This window comes from Rufibacter sp. LB8 (assembly GCF_014876185.1).
Taxonomy (GTDB): Bacteria; Bacteroidota; Bacteroidia; order Cytophagales; family Hymenobacteraceae; genus Nibribacter.
In genome coordinates this window covers 1,616,049-1,636,539 of sequence record NZ_JADALJ010000001.1, presented here as the reverse complement: position 1 = coordinate 1,636,539, position 20,491 = coordinate 1,616,049, and the positions used below count along the sequence as shown (strand labels likewise).

Below are 20,491 nucleotides of genomic sequence, written 5' to 3'. Positions count from 1 at the left end.
TTCAAATTGATAATGGCTATGCAATCATAGTGTGTGTCTATTATGAACTAGATTTTCGATTATGAATTTTGCTTTCCAAATTGCCCTGTTGCTGTTTTACAAACGATAGACTTTCGTTTTTGGCCTCTAAACTGGAAATGAACGTTAAACCAAAAAGTCTTTGGCAGGTTATAACAGACGCTAGAGGCTTCATCCCTAAGTTAGAAGTAAACCAAATGGAATACAAGAAACTGCTTAAAAACCAAGCGTTTGTCAACGGGAAATGGGTCCAGGCGACCGCCGGAAAATCCTTTGACGTGACCAATCCTGCTACCGGCGAAATCATAAGCACCGTGCCCGACATGACCCGCGAGGACGTGCGCCACGCCATTGATGCTGCCCATACTGCCTGGCCAGATTACCGCGCCCTCACCGCCAAAGAAAGAGCCGCCCTCCTGCGCCGCTGGTTTGATTTAATAATAGAGTACAAAGAGGAATTAGCCCATCTCATGACCCTTGAATCTGGCAAAGTGATGACCGAGAGTTTAGGGGAAGTGGCTTACGGCGCAGCGTTCATTGAGTGGTTTTCTGAAGAAGCCAAGCGCACCTACGGCGATGTTATTCCGGCCCCCACACCCGACAAACGAATGGTGGTCATCAAGCAGGCCATTGGGGTGGTGGCCGCCATTACGCCCTGGAATTTTCCGTTGGCCATGATTACCCGCAAGGTTGGACCCGCGCTGGCCGCTGGTTGCCCGGTCATTGTGAAGGTGCCCTCAGAAACGCCTCTCACCGGCTTGGCCCTCGCGTATCTGGCAGAACAAGCGGGTTTCCCGAAGGGCGTGTACAACACCCTCACGTCCAAAGACAGCGGCGGCATTGGCAAGGAACTCTGCGAGCACCCGCACATCAGAAAACTCTCGTTCACCGGTTCCACGCCCGTGGGCAAAATCCTGATGGAGCAATCGGCGAGCACCTTGAAGAAACTGTCTCTGGAGTTAGGCGGCAACGCGCCGTTTATTGTTTTTGACGATGCTGACTTAGACGAGGCCGTGCAAGGTGCGTTGGTCTCCAAATTCAGGCACAACGGCCAGACCTGCGTCTGCGTGAACCGCATTCTGGTGCAGGATTCTGTGTATGATGCGTTTCTGGAGAAATTCACCAAAGCAGTTCAGGGGCTTAAAACCGGCGACGTACTAGAAAAAGCCACACAGATTGGACCGCTTATCAACCAGAAGGGCTTAGAGAAAGTGCAGGAACACATCAAAGATGCCCAGACCAAAGGCGCTACCATCACCACGGGCGGAAAAGTGAAAGAAGGCCTTTTTTTCCAACCCACCGTCCTGGCCGGCGCCACGCCCGACATGCTGATTGCGCGGGAGGAAGTCTTCGGGCCGGTAGCGCCTATTTTCAAATTCAAAACCGAGGAAGAAGCCATTCAACTGGCCAATGACACTGAATACGGCTTGGCCTCTTACTTCTACAGCCAAAATGTGAACCGCTGTTGGCGCGTGGCCGAGGCCCTGGAATACGGTATGGTAGGCATCAATGAAGGCTTGATTTCCACGGAAGTGGCTCCGTTTGGCGGCATCAAAGAATCCGGTTTCGGGCGTGAGGGTTCTAAATATGGAATGGACTATTATATGGAAATGAAGTACCTGTGTTTTGGCGGCGTGCAGTAGCGGCGTAGATGCCTGCAGATTTCCGTTTTCGGGCTCATTTCTGGAAATGAGCCCGAAAACGGAAATACTAATCCGTTACTGGTGTTTGAAGTAGCAAGCAGCAATGGTAGAGACGCAATACCCAGCGGCTTGGCACCATTATATGTTGGGGAACGCCAGACGCAAAGTATTGCGTCTCTACACTTGAGGTTGGTCCAGTTAACCTAGGACACCATAGTCAATAAACCCTTCGTAAAACGAAAAGAGGCCACCTGCTCAGCAGGTGGCCTCTTTTGTAAAAGAAATATTCAACTTTTTATTCCACAATCACTTTTCTTGTGATGGTGTTGCCGTCTTCTCTGATTTGCAGCAGGTATAGGCCTTTGGCAAGTCCTTCGGTGGAGAGCTTTGCTTCTACAGAAGTTCCGGTAACGTTCAGTTTCTGCGTCTTCACGGTTTGTCCGGCCACTGATACCAAGGCTACGGTTACTTCCCTGGCTTTAACTTGAGACAACTCTATGGTAATGTTGCCGGTAGAAGATGGGTTCGGGTAGATTTTCACGTTAGCTTCCTCGCGCTGATCGGTCATGCTGGTCACCAGGCCAATGCGCACAATGCCGGCACCTGAGTTGTTGGCGTCCTCGCCGTCAAAAATTCTGTCCTTGGCCGCGGCCCGCAATGCATTCACAGCCTGCGCAGATGGTTTGTAGTTGTTGAAGGTGAATCCGTTCACGGTTCCGTCAAAGGTTACGTTGTCGGCGCTTACTTCCTTACCCGCCATTGCATTCTCTGCAAACGTAATGAAGCTGAATTTCACAGTACTGATTTTGGTGTCACTGAGGTCAGAGATAACGGCCTTGGGACCATTGAGGTAAATACCGTCATTGTATTCTGTGGTGATGGCAGTTGGGTGTTCAATCACCACACCGCCCTTAAGGGCAAGGTCATTTTCATATTGACCCAGGCCTACCACTTGCATACCCACCCGTACCCCGTCTTGTACGGTGGTGTTGGTCACCACTGCGCGGGTATTTCCTAAAGTGGCATTGTCAATGTACATGCCGGCACCGCTTCTTCTGAGTAGGTTGTTGTTGATGACTAGCCTGTCTGGGTTGGTGGCGCTCTTCACATTGTTAAGCAAATAGATAGCTGAACGGGCGCCGGTCACGGTGTTGCCTTCAAACCGAATGGAGTTGTCTCCTAACAAGGTTGCTGCTTCCATGCCCGTGAATTCCACAATAGCTGGCTTGTTCAACCCATCTGCTGACCATTGACTGTAATCAATGGCGTTGATGGTGTTGTTCTGTATTAAAACGGCTGGCGCAATGGCACCGTTAATACCTCTAACCGCAATACCTTCTACGTGCGCAGCAATTTGATTGTCTGTGATGGTGGTGGTGCCAGAGATTTGGGTAGAAGCGTCATATCTGTACAGTACCCCATAATTGGAGTTGGCCACGCGGTTTCCAGTAATGGTGGGCACATGGTTAATTCCAAACATAGAAACAGCCACTGTAGTACCAGTGCCGGTGATATTCTCGAATTGATTATTCTTTATCAATAACGGAGAATTAGTTATGGCAGTTGAGGCAGTGTAAGTGCCATAATAGGTGAGGTTAGAAAACCTGTTATTTTGGATAAGTATGTCAGTGAAACCATTGGTTGCTACCACGCCTAAAGAATTTCTGGTGCTAATTCCATTTATCATAGCTGGGCTAGCGTCAGAGAGGTTGGTATTTACGCCATTAAATTCAATACCGTCAATTTTTACGCCGTTGTCTCTTATCAAAGCAAGGGCAGCGCCAGTATTCAAAGTGAGGTTGGTAGTTGGAGGAATGATTCTGGTCACGGATTGTCCCCAGTTCCAGGGTGCCACCCCATAATTCACGCCCCTAATATCCAAGGTTTTATCTATGGAAAGGCGTTCTACAAAGGTACCAGGGCCAATGTCAATAATATCGCCGTCTTGGGCAGCCGTAATAGCTCTGGAAATGGTCCCGAAGCCGTTATCAGCGGTAGCTCCGTTTCCGTTGGCACCCGTGCGTACATACCAGGTGGCGTTGGCAACCGGTGAAATCTCCACCTGTCCGCTAGAAGCCCATTCCGTGTCTTCACCGTCCAAGATTCTGTCTTTCACGGCGGCGCGCAAGGCGTTGTCTGGGTTGGCAGATGGTATGTAGTTGGTAAAGGACATGCCACCTACGGTACCGTCAAAGATGACGTGGTCGGCGTTCACGGTGCGGCCCGCCATGGCGCTTCTGTCAAACATGATGAACGTGTACTTGGCGCCGCTCAGTTTGGTGTCGTTCAGCTCTGCCAATACAGCTTTGGGACTTGTTAGGTAAATGGCGTTGTTGTATTCGCCCATGTCAGGTTCTGGGTGTTCAATGACTACGCCGTTTCTCAAGGCAATCTCATTGGTAAACGCGCCATCGCCCATTACTTGTATGCCATTGATCAGGCTGTTTCTGATGGTGCCACCTTCCACTACCAGGCGGGCATCTGCCACAGAGGCATTGTCCATGAACACACCAAACATGCTGCCCCGCACCAGGTTCTGTTTCATCAGGAGCCGGTCTGGTTTGGTGGCGCTTTTGCCAATGTTCAGGAAATAGAAAGCCGAACGGGCATTGTTCACCACGTTCTGCTCCACTTTAATGTCTTTGTCCCCAAACAGGAACTCAATGTCAAAGCCGGTAAACTCCCTAGAAGCTGGTTTTACCAGGTCATCAGCAGACCACTGCGCGTAGTCAATGCTGCTGATGGTGTTGTCCATCAACAATACCTCTGGGTTAAGGGCATTGTTGTTTCCGCGTACGGCAATGCCAAACCGGTGCGCCTCAATCTGGTTAGACATTACCGTGGCCACCCCGGCAGTCTCTGTGGTGCCGGAGTACAGAACAGAAATGCCTATGTTGGACTTGGTGACTCTGTTGCCTATGACGGAGGGAATATGGTTGTTGATAAAGATGGCCAGGGCTGACCCGGTGCCAGTGGCGGTAATGTTGTCAAACTGATTTTCTTGAATGACCAGCGGAAGGCTGGGAACGGGGGTGGAGGCCCCATAAACGCCGTAGGCCGTCAGGTTAGAGAATTTATTGTTGACCACCTGCATATCGGTGAACCCGGTAGTAGCCACCACGCCAATGCTGTTTCTGGAGTTCACTCCATTTATGACCCGGGGGGAAGCGTCTGAGAGGTTGTCGTTTGCGCCGTTGAATTCAATGCCGTTGATTTTTACGCCACTCGCGCGCACATTCGCCAAGGCGGCGCCGGTATTGCTGGCAAAATTGGTGGTGGGCGGCAGGATTCTGGTGGCCGGCTGGGTCCACTCCCAGGGAGCTACCCCATAGTTAGCGCCCCTAAAGTCCAGGGCTTTTTCAATGGTAAGGCGTTCAGTAAAGGTGCCAGACCCAATATTGATGATGTCGCCGTTGGAGGCGGCTGCCATAGCCGCGCTGATGGTGCCAAAGGCAGAAGTGGCAGAGGAGCCGTTTCCAGTACCGCCGGACCGCACATACCAGGTGTCAGCGAGCAGGGTGTGGGAAAGTAAAAGTGGAACGAGTAACGTGAGTACTAATTTTCTCATGCGTTTTTAAATTAGGTGGAACACAACCTTTGTGTTTGAGGAAATAACAAAGTCGCAAATTACTAGAGCCATTAAATGAAATCAATACTCATTATTAATGATTTTCAGGAAGTATAAAAAAGGAAAACCCGGCAGGATTCTACCAGAAATTAAAAAATGCTTAAGAGAGAAATTGAAGTGAAAGGGAAGAAAGCCAGTGGAATATAGAATCAAAAATGGCTTTCAATAAAAAATCCGTTTTCGGGCTCATTTTCAGAAATGAGCCCGAAAACGGAAAACCGGCAATCCTTCAGAAATTAAGAAACCGAAACGTTGGCGGTCTGCCGGATTTCCTCATCCTGCTGCGGCATGAGTTCCAGCAGTTCGTCAAAGGTGGAAACCAGTTCGTCATAACCAGCGTTGCCGAGGGCTTCTTCGCATCTTTTCAGGAAAACTTCCTTCGGTTTCAAATCAGCGAGGTCCTGGTCTTGGGTTATTTGCTGGTCCAGGCTTTGGTCTGAGATGGTGCGCTGGTGCCGGTGAATGAGCAGGTGCACGCAAGTGTTTGCGGCGAAAGCTTCGTGGAGTTTGGCCGTGTGTTCGTGCAGGTTGTGTTCGTACTGTAATTGGACCTCGGCCCAGGCAGGGTGGGGGAATTCAATGTTGTCGTAGGCCAGAATCTTGGGCAGAATTTCGTCCAGGGTGCCTTTGAACCGCACCAGCTTGCGCCAGCAGGGGACAGGCAAATCCTGGATACTGGCCAATTTCCCGTCGGCGAACTCCAACACCACTACCTGTTTGCGGTCTGTGTTCTCAGAGAAACTCAACGGAATAGGTGACCCGCTGTACCGGATGTGGGGCAGTTTGTTCACTACCTGCGGGCGGTGCAAATGGCCCAGGGCCACGTAGTCAAAACAGGTGGGGAATTGGTCGCCGGTGATCTGGCCCAGGTTGCCCACGTGGATCTCTTTCTCTGAATCTGAGGCGCTGCTGCCGGCGGCAAACAAATGACCGGTGGCCAGAACCGGGATTCCTTGTTTTTTGTAATCGTCCACCAACGGCGAGAACTGACTGTAATGGTCACAGATGCCTTGCTTTAGCCGGGCTTCGCGTTCCTCAGACGTTTCTCCGGGCACCGAGAGGCGCACGTCTTTGTCGCGCAAAAAGGGCACGGCGCAGACCACCAATTGCGGCTCACCCAATGCGGAGGAAATTAGAAGGACCTGGTCTGCTGCATTCTCAGGGGCGCCGCCCACCACGTGAACTTTGTAATGGCGCAGAAACTCCGCCGGCGCATTGAGGGTAGAAACCGAATCATGATTGCCGCCAATGACCACCACTTCCTGGCAGCAGGTGTCTTTGACTTCGCGCAGAAAATCATAGTACAGCTTGAGGGCGGTGTTGGAGGGAAAACCGGTGTCAAAGATGTCGCCGGCAATGACCAACAGGTCAATTTTCTGGTCACAGATGGTTTGGCAGAGCCAAGTGAGGAAGGCACGGTGTTCCTCGGTGCGTTCATGCCCGGCCAGGCGCTGCCCTAAATGCCAATCTGCTGTGTGTAATACCCGTATCATGCTGCTCCTTTTCTGGTCATCTTCCGCAGCCCGAAGATACTAAACTAGGTTGAATTCTGTGGCATGGCAGAACAAGCGTTAGCTTTTAGGGGCGTTTTTGGCCTCTGTTTTTGAAATAGGCTAAAAAGTGGCTGTCAGGAAGTTACCTTTTTGCAAAGATTGTAAAAACGGTATCGTCGCATTGGTTCTTGCAAAAAGTACTTATATTAGCCCCTTCAAGCCTTTTACAAACAAACTACAAACAAACTATTCCCTAACTTTTACGCATTTATGGCAAACCAACTTTTCGCTAGGAAGTCTATTGACAAGCTTAGCGCAGACGCCTTTATTGAAGGCGAACACTCCCTGAAACGCACGCTAGGGCCTGGGAACCTGATCGCGCTGGGTATTGGGGCCATCATTGGAACGGGTATCTTTGTATTGACCGGTAGCGCCGCTGCCCAGTACACGGGTCCGGCCATTGTCTTCGCCTTTATTCTGGCTGGTCTGGGCTGCGCGTTCGCGGGTCTTTGCTATGCCGAGTTCGCTTCTATGATTCCTATTGCGGGGTCTGCTTATACGTATGGGTATGCCACCCTGGGCGAGTTCATTGCCTGGATCATTGGCTGGGATTTGATTCTGGAATACCTGTTTGGCGCGGCCACCGTGGCCGTGGGTTGGTCTGGTTACGTGGTCTCCTTCCTTAGGGACTTTGGCGTGAACATTCCGCCGCAGTGGAGCAACGCCGTGGGCGTGGAACTGGTGCAGTTGCCCGGTACCAGCTCTTGGGTACGCATCACGGAGCAATTGTCGGCTTCTTTGGCCTCTGAGGGTGTGGACATTGCCTCTTTGCCGCACGCTACCGGTACCTTTAACTTGGTAGCTGCCGTGGCCATTGCCTTGGTGACTATCTTGTTGGTGCGCGGCATGAGCGAGTCTGCCAAGTTCAACAACGTGGCGGTAATCATTAAAGTAGGCGTGGTGATCTTGTTCATCTTGGCCGGTATTAAATATCTGATTGGTCACCCAGAAGAAGCCGCTGCTAACTGGACGCCTTTCTTGCCAGACAACAAAGGCGAGTTTGGCGAATACGGCATCAGTGGTATCATCAGAGCCGCCGGTGTTATTTTCTTCGCCTACATAGGGTTTGACGCCGTTTCTACCACGGCCCAGGAAGCCAAAAACCCGCAGAAAGACATGCCCATTGGTATCTTGGGGTCTTTGGTGATCTGTACGGTTCTTTACATTCTGGTGTCTGGTATCTTGACTGCCATGGTGCATTACAGCCAGCTGAACGTAGCGGAGCCGATTGCCGTGGGTATTGAGAAAACCGGTTACACGTTCCTGCGTGACTTGATTAAGATTGGTGCTATTGCCGGTCTTTCTTCGGTGATGCTGGTAATGTTGATGTCACAGCCGCGTATTTTCTACACCATGTCTAAAGACGGTTTATTGCCTCCAATCTTCGGAAGGCTGCACCCTAAATTCAAGACGCCACACGTGAGCACTATCTTAACGGGTGGTATCTGCGCTATTGTGGCTGGTGCTTTCTCTGTAGATGAACTGGGTCACCTGGTGTCTATTGGTACGTTGCTGGCCTTCGTGATTGTGTGCGGCGGCGTGTGGTACCTGCGCGTGAAAGAGCCCAACCGTCCGCGTCCGTTCAAAACCCCGTTGGTGCCGTTGGTGCCTATCTTGGGTATTTTAACCTGCTTGGGAATGATGGCAGGCCTTCCGGCTGAAACCTGGTACAGACTCTTGGGCTGGATGGCTATTGGCGTGGTGATTTACTTCTTCTATGGCAAGAAACACAGCGTGCTGAACAAGGAGAACAGCAACCTGTAATCTTAGCATTGAAATTATAAAAAGCGCCCGCTGCTCAACTGCAGCGGGCGTTTTGCTTTAGATCAAACGCAGGCGTTTTTGGCTTCATTTCAGGAAATGAGCCCCAAAACGCAGATTCTCTGGGTAAGGGCTTTTATTTGGGCTTCGGCTTTAGTACTTTCCAACCTTCAAACGTTCCCAATCACCTCACAAACAAACAATAAAATACCCATGAAGAAAGTAATCCTCTCCGTGTTGGCCGTGGCGGCCTTGTCGCTGCAGAGCCGAGCACAGGAGACGTATCCGCGCAATGGGGTCTATGATGAACGGTCCGGCCTGCGGGCCTTCACCAACGCCACCATTTACGTAGACCACCAAACCAAATTAGAGAACGCCACGCTGGTTATTAAAGACGGCAAAATTGTGGCCGTGGGCACGAAAGTGTCAATTCCAACCGGAGCCCAGGTGGTAGACCTCAAAGGCAAAACGGTTTACCCGGGCTTTGTAGACCCGTTCAGCACCTACGGCATGCCGGCAATGCCTCCCAGAACGGGTGGTTTTGGGGGTGGTCCGCAGGCCGAATCTAAGAAAGAAGGCGCCTATAGCTGGAACCAGGCCATCAGGCCAGAAACCAACGCCGCCGAAGTCTTTAAAGTAGACAACCGCACCGCTGATGAATTACGCAAGTTAGGTTACGGTGCCGTGCTTACGCAACACCAAGACGGGTTGGCCCGCGGTACTGCCGCCCTGGTTTCTCTGGCCAACAAACGCGAAAACCAGGTAATCTTGCTGGACCGCGCCGCCGCGGCCTTATCTTTTGACAAAGGTTCCTCCACGCAGGAATATCCAAGTTCGCTGATGGGATCCATTGCCCTGTTGCGCCAGACGTACCTAGACGCCCGCTGGAACCAACAGAACCCCGACAAAGAGCAGAACATCTCCTTGAAAGCCTTCACCGAGGCCAACAAACTGCCCCAGATTTTTGAGGTCAGCAACAAACTCAACGCCGTGCGCGCTGATAAAGTGGGCGACGAATTCGGGCACCAGTACATCTTCAAGGGCAACGGCGACGAGTATCAAATGCTGCCTGCCATCAAGCAGACCGGCGCGCCGTTCATCTTGAGCCTGAACTTCCCGGACGCCTATAACGTGGAAGACCCGTATGAAACGCGCCGCATTAACTTAGAAGACCTCAAGCACTGGGAAATGGCTCCGGCCAACCCGTCAATGCTGGTGAAAGAAGGCGTGACCATTGCGTTCACGGCCTCAGACCTGCGCGAGAAAAACCGCTTTTTGCCTAACCTCCGTAAGGCGGTACAATACGGCTTGCCAGAGCAGGAAGCCCTGAAAGCCTTGACTTCCACGCCCGCCAGATTAATCAAAGCCGAAAAACAGGTAGGCGCGCTCCGCGAAGGCATGCAAGCCAACTTTGTGATCGCCTCCGGCAGATTATTTGACAACGCCACCATTCTTCTGGAGAACTGGGTGCAAGGCGAAGGCTACAAAATCAGTGAGACACCCGGCGATTACCGTGGCGTGTATTCTTTGAAAGTAGGCAACCAACCGGAGCGCCGCATGATCATTGCCGGCACCGCCGAGAAACCAGACCTGAAAGTGGTGACTACCGATACGCTCAAAGGCAGTTTGACTTTCTCCGGCGACATGCTCACGTTTGCGTTTGCCCCGGCCAAAGGTGCCAAAGAAAGCATTAGACTCACTGGCTGGAAATCAGCGCAAGGGTTCCAGGGCGAGGCGCAGTTGCCAGATGCCCAGACCGTGAAATGGAACGCCGTGCTGTCACAAGCCGCCACGCAACAAGCCCGCAGAGATTCGGCCCGCACCAAAGCCGCCGAGAAAATTGAACTGGGCCAGATGGTGTATCCGTTCGCGGCCTTCGGGAGAACCGAATTACCTAAATCAGAAACCGTCCTGATCAAAAACGCCACGGTGTGGACGAACGAGAAAGAAGGAAAGCTGGAAAACGCAGACGTGCTGCTCCGCGATGGCAAGATTGCCCAGGTAGGCAAGAACCTGTCGGCTAGCGGTGCTAAAGTTATTGACGGCACCGGTAAACACGTTACGCCAGGCATCATTGACGAGCACTCGCACATTGCCCTGGACGGCGTGAACGAAGGAACCCAGGCCGTGACCGCTGAGGTGCGCATGGCCGATGTGGTGAACCACGAACAAGTGAACATTTACCGCCAGTTGGCCGGTGGTGTGACTACCTCACAGTTGCTGCACGGTTCTGCCAACCCAATCGGGGGCCAAAGCGCGTTGATTAAATTGCGTTGGGGTCAGGCTCCGGAGAAACTGATGTTTGAAGGCGCAGACGGTTTCATCAAATTCGCCCTGGGCGAAAACGTGAAGCATTCTAACCGCTCGGCGGTGTACACCGTTCGGTTCCCTCAGACCCGCATGGGCGTGGAGCAGGTAATGGTAGATGCCTTCCAGCGCGCCAAAGAATACGAGAAAACCTGGGCCGGCTACAACAAACTGTCCAAATCGCAGAAAGCCAAAACGCCCGCCCCGCGCCGCGACATTGAGCTTGATGCTTTGGTGGAAATCTTGAACAACAAGCGCTACATCACCTGCCACTCGTACGTGCAGTCTGAAATCAACATGATGATGAAAGTGGCCGACCAAATGGGCTTTAAAGTAAACACCTTCACGCACATTCTGGAAGGCTACAAAGTGGCTGACAAAATGAAAGCGCACGGCGCCGGTGGTTCTACCTTCTCAGACTGGTGGGCCTACAAAATGGAGGTGAAAGACGCTATTCCGTACAACGCCGCCATTATGCACAACGTGGGCGTGACCACGGCCATTAACTCAGATGATGCTGAAATGGCCCGCCGCCTAAACCAGGAAGCTGCCAAAACCATGAAATACGGGGGAGTTTCTGAGGAAGACGCCCTGAAAATGGTGACCTTGAACCCGGCAAAATTGCTGCACATTGACAACAAAGTAGGTAGCCTGAAAGCCGGTAAAGATGCAGACGTTGTATTGTGGAATACGCACCCACTCTCTATCTATGCCCGCCCTGAGAAAACCTTTGTAGACGGCGTGGCCTACTTTGACTTGGACTCCGACAAAACCTTGCAGGAAGCTCAGGAGAAAGAACGTCTGCGTCTGGTCAACAAAATGCTGGCTGCCAAAGCCCGCGGTGAGAAAACCCAATCGGCACCTACCGGCCGTAGATTTGGGCAGCAGGTGCTACACTGTGAAGACGTAGAAAACGCAGAGGAAGAAACCTTATTTGAATCTGAATACCACAACAAAACCCAAGGAGGACACTAAGATGCAAAACACAGAAAACTCCCTGGTGCAAACCATGCCAAGAAAAATGAAACGTGCCGCGGCACTCGCTGCTACTTTGCTGGTAAGTGCCGCCGCCTGGGCCCAGGTGCCGGTGCCCGCCACCAAGCAAGCCAAACCCACCGTGCTTACCGGGGCTACACTCCACGTAGGCAACGGCCAGGTCATTGAACAAGCCGCCGTGGCTTTTGAGAACGGAAAAATCACCTATGCCGGTCCGGCCTCTGGTTACAAAGGCAGTGGGGCCGAATCCATTAACGTGGCCGGAAAGCACATCTACCCGGGGTTGATTTTGCCGAACAGCCAACTAGGCTTGAACGAGATTGAATCTGTACGCGCCACGCTAGATCAGCAGGAAGTGGGGTTGTTCAACCCCAATGTGCGGTCAGTGGTGGCGTATAACACAGACTCAGACATTGTGCCCACGCTTCGTTCAAACGGTGTGTTGTTGGCGCAAATCACGCCCACGGGTGGTGTGATTTCGGGTTCCTCCTCAGTGGTGCAGTTAGATGCCTGGAACTGGGAAGATGCCCTGGTGCGCGCCGATGGCGGGTTACATTTGCGGTGGCCAGCCATGCTGCAAACAGGAGATAACAGCCCGGCAGCGGCCCAAAGACGCCAGGCGCGTCAGACCGGTTTGACCGAGCTGGAAACCTTGCTGGCAGATGCGGCTTCGTACAAAAACCAGTCACGTGACAAAGAAAACCTGAAACTGTCTTCCTTGACGGGTTTGTTCGACGGATCTAAGAGACTATTTCTGCATGCCAATTACGGCAAGGAAATAGTAGAAGGTATCCGGTTCGCGCAGAAAGCTGGTGTGAAAAACATTGTAGTGGTAGGCGGCGGCGACGCGCTGGTAGTGGCTGATTTCCTGAAGGAAAACAACATTCCGGTCATCTACTCGGGTGTGCATGCTTTGCCTGGCCGCGCCGGCGATGACGTGTACCTGCCTTACAAAATGCCGGGTCTCTTGCAGCAGGCTGGTATTCTGTTCTGCCTGGACTATGACGCCAGTTTGCACGGCACACGCAATCTGCCGTTCATTGCGGGCACGGCCGTGGCCTTTGGCTTGGGCAAAGAGCAGGCGCTCTCCAGCGTGACGCTCAATGCCGCCAAAATTCTGGGCGTAGAGGACAAAGTAGGTTCCCTGGAAGTTGGCAAAGACGCTACCCTGGTGGTCTCTGACGGTGATTTGCTGGACATGCGCACCAACAAAGTGGGTCACGCCTTCATACAAGGCCGCAAACTCAACCTCACCGACAAACAACAATACCTCTACGAAAAATTCAACGGCAAATACCAGGAAGGAAAGTAACACCTCCTGACGCTGATGTAATGAAAGAGCCGCCAATTTGGTGGCTCTTTCTGTTTTCGGGCTCATTTCCAGAAATGAGCCCGAAAACAGAAATTTTTCAGTCTCAGCTAGGTGAATTTCGGCTGAAATCCTCTCTGGTTAGACTAGCAGGTTCATGCCATAAGAAGCTAGATTTCTGGTTTACATGCGGAGCGTTAGTGTAGTCTTTAAATGTGATGAAATGAAGACGCAGATTATGGGTGAATTACCGCTGTGAACAGTTTCAGGTTTAGTTTAGTAATTTGAATGTGATGGTAAATGAATGTAGGCAAGAGTTTTGTGCAATTCAGAGGAAAAATAGAATCCCTATTAGACGGGTCAGGAGTTTTATAATATTTTGCAGGAGACGCTATTTATTTAAGAGGCGAAGCAGTATATTTATGGTGGCAAATTTTCATTTCCTTTCAAACTATTGCTCCCCCAAGCAGATTGTGTTATCAGAGACTAGAAAAAAATGATGGAGGACGCAATTACTGCCTCGGCCAAAACCGGGGTTGACTCATCTGCGGCGTTGGTAGACATGGCATTCATGAATGCGTTGGTAGAGCATAGCCCAGAACCTATGTTGCTGCTGGAACCAGATGGCACCATACTATACGTGAACCAGGCGGTCTGCTCGCTCACCGGCAGGTCAAAAGAAGAGCTGCTCACCTTTGGCCGTGCGTTACTCATCGACCCCCAAGACCCCAGATGGCGGCTGTCTTTTCTGGAGCGGGAGCAAACGGGTCAGTCCATGGCTGAATTGAACATGCTGCACCAAGACGGTTCCCGTATTCCCGTGGAGGTGAAGTCACGCGCCTTCGTCAATTCTGCCAACAAGACCCTGACCAGCGTGCACGTGCGCGACCTGCGGACTTATTACAAAACCAAGCAGAAGATAGCGGAGCAGCAGCAAGACCTTCAGAATGCGTTCAAAGACCTGGAGTTGGTGCTGGAACATTCCGCAGACATGATCTGCACGTTTGACCAGAAGGGCACCATTCTGCAAATTAACAATGCCTGCCGGCAGATTCTTGGGTACACGGCCCAAGAGATGATTGGTAAGAACTACACGGAGTTTATTCACCCCGAAGATGTTCCCATTACCATTGATGACACCAGACAGGTACAGGAACAAAACATCACCAACAATTTCCGGAACCGCTACCTGCACAAGAATGGCTCCACTGTCTACTTGTCTTGGTCCTCTTCTCTGTTGAAAGAGGTGGGCAAGATCTATTGCATTGCCCGCAACATCACAGAAAGGATTCAAATAGAGCAAAAGCACCATGAGAATGAAACCAAAATGGAGGCGCTGCTGCAGGAAGGCTATGACCTGGTCTGCATCATTGACCGGAATGGAGTGTATTCTTATGTGAGTGGCAGTCTGCGTAATGTACTGGGCTATGAGCCGCAAGATTTGGTGGGCTTTAATGCCTTCAGCTTCATTCACCCAGAAGACCTGCCAGCGGTGCAGCAGCAGTTTGAAAAAGTACTGCTGGGCATGGAATCACAGACGCCTCCTTTCAGGTTTAAGACCAAATGCGGCGAATGGCGCTGGGTGGAAACCAAAGGAGTAAACTGCTTTCATATTCCTTCCATCAACGGCATCATCATTAATTCCAGAGACATAAGTGAGCGGTTGGCCTACCAGCACCAGCTGGAACTGAACGAGAAAAAATACAAAGCGCTCTTTGAGAACAACCCAGACTGCGTCTACTCTTTAAACACTGAAGGCTTCTTTACTTCTGTGAATGCGGCCACCGTGGCGAAGAGCGGGTATACAGAAGAGCAGCTGTTGCAGATGAATTTTGTGGAGTTGCTGCACCCAGACTGGCTGGAAGTGGCCATTCAGGAGTTTCATAAATGCCTGGCGGGCGACTCCAGAACCTCTGAGCTCATAGTCTTAAACGCCAAGGGCCAGGAAATACATTTGGCCATCACCAAAGTACCGGTGGTAGTGAACGGGCAGTTGCTGGGCGTGCACGGTATTGCCAAAGACATCACTCTCAACAAAAAGCAGCAGAAACTTCTGTCACAGACCGCCAGCCGCCTCAACAACATCCTGGAAAGTATTAAAGATGGCTTCTTTACCTTAGACAAGGCCTGGTGCTTCACCTACGTGAACCATCAGTTTGAGAAAGCCATGCACGTAGACGGCGAGGAACTGTACGGCAGGGATATTAGAAATCTCTACCCCAAAGACCAGTATGAAGTGTTCTACCAGCAGTTTGACCTGGCGCTGCAGGAAAAGAGGCCAATTCAATTTGAGGCTTTTGTAGCAGTGCTGGGCATGTGGCTGGACGTGAGCGTGTACCCATCACACGAAGGGTTGTCTGTCTACATCAAAGGCATAAACGCCCGTAAAGCCGTGGAGGCCGAACTCAAGAAACTGTCTTTGGTGGCCAGCAAAACGGTGAACTCGGTGTACATCACAGATGAGGAAGCCTGCATAGAATGGGTGAATGACGGGTTCACGCGCATCTCGGGCTACACCTTAGAAGAAGTAAAAGGCCGAAAACCTGGCGATTTTCTGGCGGGTCCCTCCACTAACAGAGAGAAAGTGAGCGCCATCCGGCAGAAATTGACCTTTGACCAGCCCTTTGTGCAGGAAGTGCAGAACCGGAACCGCTTCGGGGAAATTTACTGGTCTAAATTGGATGTGACACCTATCATTGATGAGCATTCGGGCGGAGCCAAAAAATTCATTGTGATCGAAACCGTGATCACAGACCAGAAAATTGCCGAGGAGGAACGCATCAAACTCACCGATGAATTGTTGCGCCGCAACCACCACTTGCAGCAGTTCACCTACATTGTGTCACACAACCTGCGCTCGCCGGTGGCCAACATTCTGGGGCTTACCTCGCTGTTGAGTTCTGGGGGCAACGTGGATATGCAGAAAGGCCTAACCGACCGCCTGAAACTCACCGCCCAAAACCTGGATGCCATCATCAGAGACCTGAATGATTTGTTGAGTCTGCAGGGCGGCCTGCTGGAGGCCCGCGACAAAGTTTCTTTGGCTACGGTGGTGGACCAGGCCTTGCAGGGCTTGCCCGCCGACAGCATTCAAGAAGTGCAGGTGGAACTCAACGGCATTGATGAAATTGACTCTGTGCGAAGTTACGTGAGCAGCATTGTGTCTAACCTGTTGTCTAACGCTGTCAAGTACAAGTCACTGGACCGGCCTCTACAGATTAAAATCACCGCCCATTGGACCGAGGAAAACCGGCAGCTGTGCCTTGCCGTCACAGACAATGGGCTGGGAATTAACCTGGAGAAGGAAGGCAAAAACCTGTTTGGTTTGTACAAGCGCTTCCACTTTCACGTGGCGGGGCGCGGCTTGGGGCTCTATTTGGTTAAAACCCAGGCAGAGGCCATGGGCGGAAGTGTACGCGTGGAGAGCACCCCGGGCGCGGGTTCCACCTTCTATGTCTGTTTGCAAACAGCGTTGTAAGGTTTTGACAAGTTCGTCTCATCTGCTGTGTTTTCAAAGAGACCAGAATGGGGGGAGAACCAAGGCAAGTTTCCGTTTTCGGGCTCATTTCTGTAAATGAGCCCGAAAACGGAATTTTACTTTCGTTTTAGATTTAAGATTCCGCTACTGTGTGTGAGAGCTGCCGGAAAAGCTGCTGGAAGTTTTTGTGCAGTTGGCCCCACGCGAACTCATGGTTGGGCGTGCGGTAGGGGAATCTGGCGAATCTGTTTTGAGTCACCACCGGGCACTGACTGACGAACAAGCCGGTGGTCCAGCCGTAAAACTGCACGTGCTGCGCCTCAAAATCTACCCAGCCTACCACCACAAAATCTTTGGTCTGGGGTTTCTGCTCCTGCGGGTAGCCATAGGTCCAGCTGTCCTGGGGTGGGCCGGAGACAGATTTCCTGGCCACTTTCACGTCAATCTTCCGGCCGCCAATCTTAAAGTCAAACGCATCTGCTTTGCGGTGTTCAAACCCCGCGCGGTCTACCTCAAACTGAATGCCCAGCTGGTGAAGGCAATGCTCAAAGGCCAGTTCGCCCAGGCACCCAATCATAGCCTTCTCCACGCGCGCTTCCTCAGAAAGGCTGAACCGCGAGTACAGACCGTTGCGCACCATTTGCTGGGCCATGGCCATAGCGTCTTTGAGGGCTGCCTCAAAATGGAAGGATTGGACCAGCATACAGCAAGCTTTTGGTACTGCTGATTTCTACGAAGCAATTTTGAAGCAGTTCAGTAAAACATGGCTAGGCAGAAGCGGAAGGCGCAGTTATGCAGGTTGTTGCCTGTAAAACCTAAAGCCGGCCAGCGGTGTTTCTGGGTGCTGCTCCGCTAGTCTTGACAACACAAGTTCTATTCTTTTTTTGGTGATTTCTGAGATGGTGGAAAATCCTTGGGCGGCGGCCACGGTAGAGGCAGCCACGGGTTCAGCCAACTGGACGCAGATGAATTTGCGGCGGCCCTGGTCTTGCTGGTTCATCTCCAGAACGGCCTGCGCCGTGGCCCCTGAGCCGGCAAAGAAATCCAGGAAAAGGCCGTCTGGGTCATCTGAGAAGCCCAACAGGTATTTGATCAAACTCACCGGCTTGGGGAAGTCAAACACCTTGGCCCCGAACAGTGCCTCCAGGTCGGCGCTGGCGTTTTCATTGGTGCCCACGCCCACTTTGGCGTTGATGAGGTTGGGCGGCACTTCGGCAGGGTAGGCCAGTTTTTCATATGAGGGGCTCAGTTTCGCGGTAGGAATGCTCAGTTTGGTGCCCTTCAGAATTTCGGCTTCCAGTTTGGGCTGGGTCCACTTGAATTTGGCGCGTAAAACCACAGGTTCTATGAAAAAACCGTCTTTTACCTGGGTATCTTCCAGCAAGTCAATGGTGTAGCTTTTGGTGCCGTATCTGCCTTTGAGTAGCGGACCGTTGGGCAGGCGGGTAGTAACATGGTGGGCCGGGAAGGTGAGCGTGTTCAGCTTGTTGGTCTGGTTTAAAAGGCCGTTGGAACTGGGGCTGCTTTTTCGGACGCCGGTAAACGTTTGGTCTGATTTCTTTTTCTGGTAGCAGAGCACGTACTCCACCACTTTCTTGCTTTTTTTGGAGAGATTGGCGGGCGTCTCAGACTTGGCCCAGCAGAAAATATCAATGTAATTCTCTTCGCCGTACACTTCATCTAATACCAGCTTGAGCTGCGCCACTTCATGGTCATCAATGCTCACAAACAGAAGGCCGTCTTCGCGCAGCAGGTTTCTGGACAGCACCAGCCGGGGCAGCATCATGCTGAGCCAGTTGGCGTGGTAGTGTCCATTACCACTGGTGTTTTTTGCTTTCCCGGCCCGATGTTGGTAAGCTTTGCGAGTTTCGGCGAAACGATCTGCGTAAATGAAACTGTCTGATCCCGTGTTGTACGGCGGGTCAATGTAAATGGCTTTTACTTTGCCGGCATGGGTTGGCTGCAGGAGTTTCAAGACCTCCAGGTTTTCGCCTTCTATAAAGGTATGGGGCGCGTTTTCCCAGTCAGCAGATTCCTGGGGGCAGGGCATGAGCCATGATTGGGCTGGCGTCTGGGCCTCATGGTAGGCGGCGGCCTTGCCTGGCCAGGTTAACCCATAGGCTTCAGAAGAATCTACCACTCCGGTACCCAGCAGGGTTTGTAAATGCTCCACGTTCAGTTTTCCGTTTGGGGTAAAAGCCTCTGGTACCAAGGTTTGTACCTGCTGGAGAAGGTGTTCTGACGAAGAAAATCCTGTAGCGCCTGCCATGCTGAAATCTGCTGCGGTTGAAAACCTGAATTTACATGATTTTCTGTTGGCGAGTGCTTAGGCAGGCCAGCTTACAAGAATTTTGCAGCGGTGCCTAAGAATACAAAACGCAATAAAACCAGAAAGGAGCAGCAACCGCTACTCCTTTCTGGTTTTAAACGTAGGTGTGATTTATTTCTGTTTTCGGCCTCATTTCTGGAAACGAAGCCAAAAACGGAAATGCAGAATCATTATAAATGGGAAAACAGAAAATTCAACTATTTAGCGCGGGGAGATTTTCCAGAGTTGGCCGTTGGTTTCATCGGTGACCAGGTACAGGGCGCCGTCTGGGCCTTGGCGTACGTCTCTGATGCGTTTGTCTTTGTCGGCTAGCATATGTTCTTCGCCGGTGACTTTGCCGTTTTCAATTTTCAGGCGCACCAGGCGGCGGTCTTTCATGTTGCCCACAAACAGGTTGCCGCGCCATTCCGGGAACGCCGAGCCGGTGTAGAACTGCGCACCAGACGGGGCAATCACCGGGTCCCAATAATACACGGGCTGCTCAAAACCGGCTTTCTGAGTCACGGCGTTGGGGATAGGAGCACCGCTGTATTCTTCGCCGTAAGTGACTAAAGGCCATCCGTAGTTTTTGCCTTTCTCCACCAGGTTCAATTCATCGCCGCCCTGCGGGCCCATTTCCACTACCCACAGCCGGCCGTTCTGGTCAAACGCCGCCGACTGGACGTTGCGGTGGCCTACGCTCCATATTTCGGGTTTTGAACCAGATTGGTTAACGAAGGGATTGTCTTGGGGCGCGGCGCCGGTGGCCGGGTTGATGCGCATGATTTTGCCCAGGTGGCTGTTCATCTGCTGGGCCTGCGGACGGGTGGCCAGGTCAGAACGTTCGCCGGTGGTTAGGTACAGCATGTTGTCTGGCCCAAACGCGATGCGCGAGCCGTAGTGCATATTGTTGGTGTAAGACGGCGTCACCCTGAAAATTACCTGCACTTGTTCCAGGGCCTGGTTGTTCTGGCTTAAAACGCCGCGGGCCACGCTGGTGCCGTTGCCATCTGCCCGAGGCTCTGTAAAACTCCAGTAAATAGTCCTGTCTGAGCTAAACGATGGGCTCAAGGCCACATCCAGCAAGCCGCCCTGGCCCCGCGGGTCTACGGCCGGTAGCCCGTTAATGGCTGGCCCCACCTGACCCGTAGCCGACACGATGCGCAACCGGCCCGGCTTCTCAGTGACCAATAAGGTGCCGTTGGGCAAGGGTTCCACGGCCCAGGGTTTCTCCAGCCCGGTGGCCAAGGTCTCTACCTGAAATGCGGTGGTAGAGGTCATGGCGCAGGCACGGGTTTGTCCGGCAAAGGCTGGTTTCTGGTCTGGGGAGTTGGCGGTGCGCGTCTCTAACGGGGTGCAGGCATTGGTGGTGTTGGTGGCTACAGTGTCCTGGTTGTCTTCGGTGCTTTTGCAGCCAAAGCCCAACACTGCCAACAGTAAGCCGCTGGCAACTAAATTTTGTGTGATTTTCATAGGTAGTCTAAGATTAA

At 52.1% G+C, this 20,491-nt stretch carries 10 protein-coding genes; 5 read left to right on the top strand and 5 right to left on the bottom strand.

The window, feature by feature from the left end:
• Positions 1-215: 215 nt before the first annotated feature.
• Entirely contained in the window at positions 216-1,661 is a 1,446-nt protein-coding gene (locus tag IMY23_RS07025) for an NAD-dependent succinate-semialdehyde dehydrogenase (RefSeq protein WP_192821400.1), read from the top strand.
• A 295-nt stretch (positions 1,662-1,956) separates the two neighbouring features.
• Here the strand turns inward: IMY23_RS07025 and IMY23_RS07020 are convergent, their stop codons facing one another.
• Positions 1,957-5,229 carry a T9SS type A sorting domain-containing protein gene (locus IMY23_RS07020; RefSeq protein WP_192821399.1) on the bottom strand — a complete coding sequence of 1,091 codons (3,273 nt, stop codon included), beginning with the start codon at positions 5,227-5,229 and terminating at the stop codon, positions 1,957-1,959.
• A 296-nt stretch (positions 5,230-5,525) separates the two neighbouring features.
• A complete protein-coding gene (locus IMY23_RS07015) occupies positions 5,526-6,782 on the bottom strand; it encodes an exonuclease SbcCD subunit D C-terminal domain-containing protein (protein WP_225986437.1) in 1,257 nt (418 codons plus the stop codon).
• A 270-nt stretch (positions 6,783-7,052) separates the two neighbouring features.
• Between IMY23_RS07015 and IMY23_RS07010 the strand changes: the two genes are divergently transcribed.
• The 4 genes from IMY23_RS07010 to IMY23_RS06995 all read left to right on the top strand — a co-directional run bounded on the left by IMY23_RS07010 (position 7,053) and on the right by IMY23_RS06995 (position 16,693).
• Positions 7,053-8,606, top strand: coding sequence for an APC family permease (locus IMY23_RS07010; RefSeq protein ID WP_192821398.1), 1,554 nt, complete (start codon positions 7,053-7,055; stop codon positions 8,604-8,606).
• Between the two features lie 210 nt (positions 8,607-8,816).
• Positions 8,817-11,885, top strand: coding sequence for an amidohydrolase family protein (locus IMY23_RS07005; RefSeq protein WP_192821397.1), 3,069 nt, complete (start codon positions 8,817-8,819; stop codon positions 11,883-11,885).
• A 1-nt stretch (position 11,886) separates the two neighbouring features.
• Complete coding sequence (locus IMY23_RS07000) at positions 11,887-13,218, top strand: amidohydrolase family protein (RefSeq protein WP_225986436.1); 1,332 nt, start codon at positions 11,887-11,889, stop codon at positions 13,216-13,218.
• A 493-nt stretch (positions 13,219-13,711) separates the two neighbouring features.
• The gene (locus IMY23_RS06995) at positions 13,712-16,693 is read left to right on the top strand and encodes a PAS domain-containing sensor histidine kinase (protein WP_192821396.1); all 2,982 of its coding nucleotides are present in this window, start codon (positions 13,712-13,714) and stop codon (positions 16,691-16,693) included.
• 133 nt (positions 16,694-16,826) lie between these two features.
• On the opposite strand, the gene IMY23_RS06990 is transcribed toward IMY23_RS06995, so the two are convergent.
• The 3 genes from IMY23_RS06990 to IMY23_RS06980 form a co-directional block, all read right to left on the bottom strand.
• Positions 16,827-17,396, bottom strand: coding sequence for a hypothetical protein (locus IMY23_RS06990; RefSeq protein WP_192821395.1), 570 nt, complete (start codon positions 17,394-17,396; stop codon positions 16,827-16,829).
• Positions 17,397-17,483: 87 nt separating this feature from the next.
• Positions 17,484-18,962 carry a site-specific DNA-methyltransferase gene (locus tag IMY23_RS06985; protein WP_192821394.1) on the bottom strand — a complete coding sequence of 493 codons (1,479 nt, stop codon included), beginning with the start codon at positions 18,960-18,962 and terminating at the stop codon, positions 17,484-17,486.
• A gap of 261 nt (positions 18,963-19,223) precedes the next feature.
• Positions 19,224-20,474 carry a PQQ-dependent sugar dehydrogenase gene (locus IMY23_RS06980; protein WP_192821393.1) on the bottom strand — a complete coding sequence of 417 codons (1,251 nt, stop codon included), beginning with the start codon at positions 20,472-20,474 and terminating at the stop codon, positions 19,224-19,226.
• Positions 20,475-20,491 lie beyond the last annotated feature (17 nt).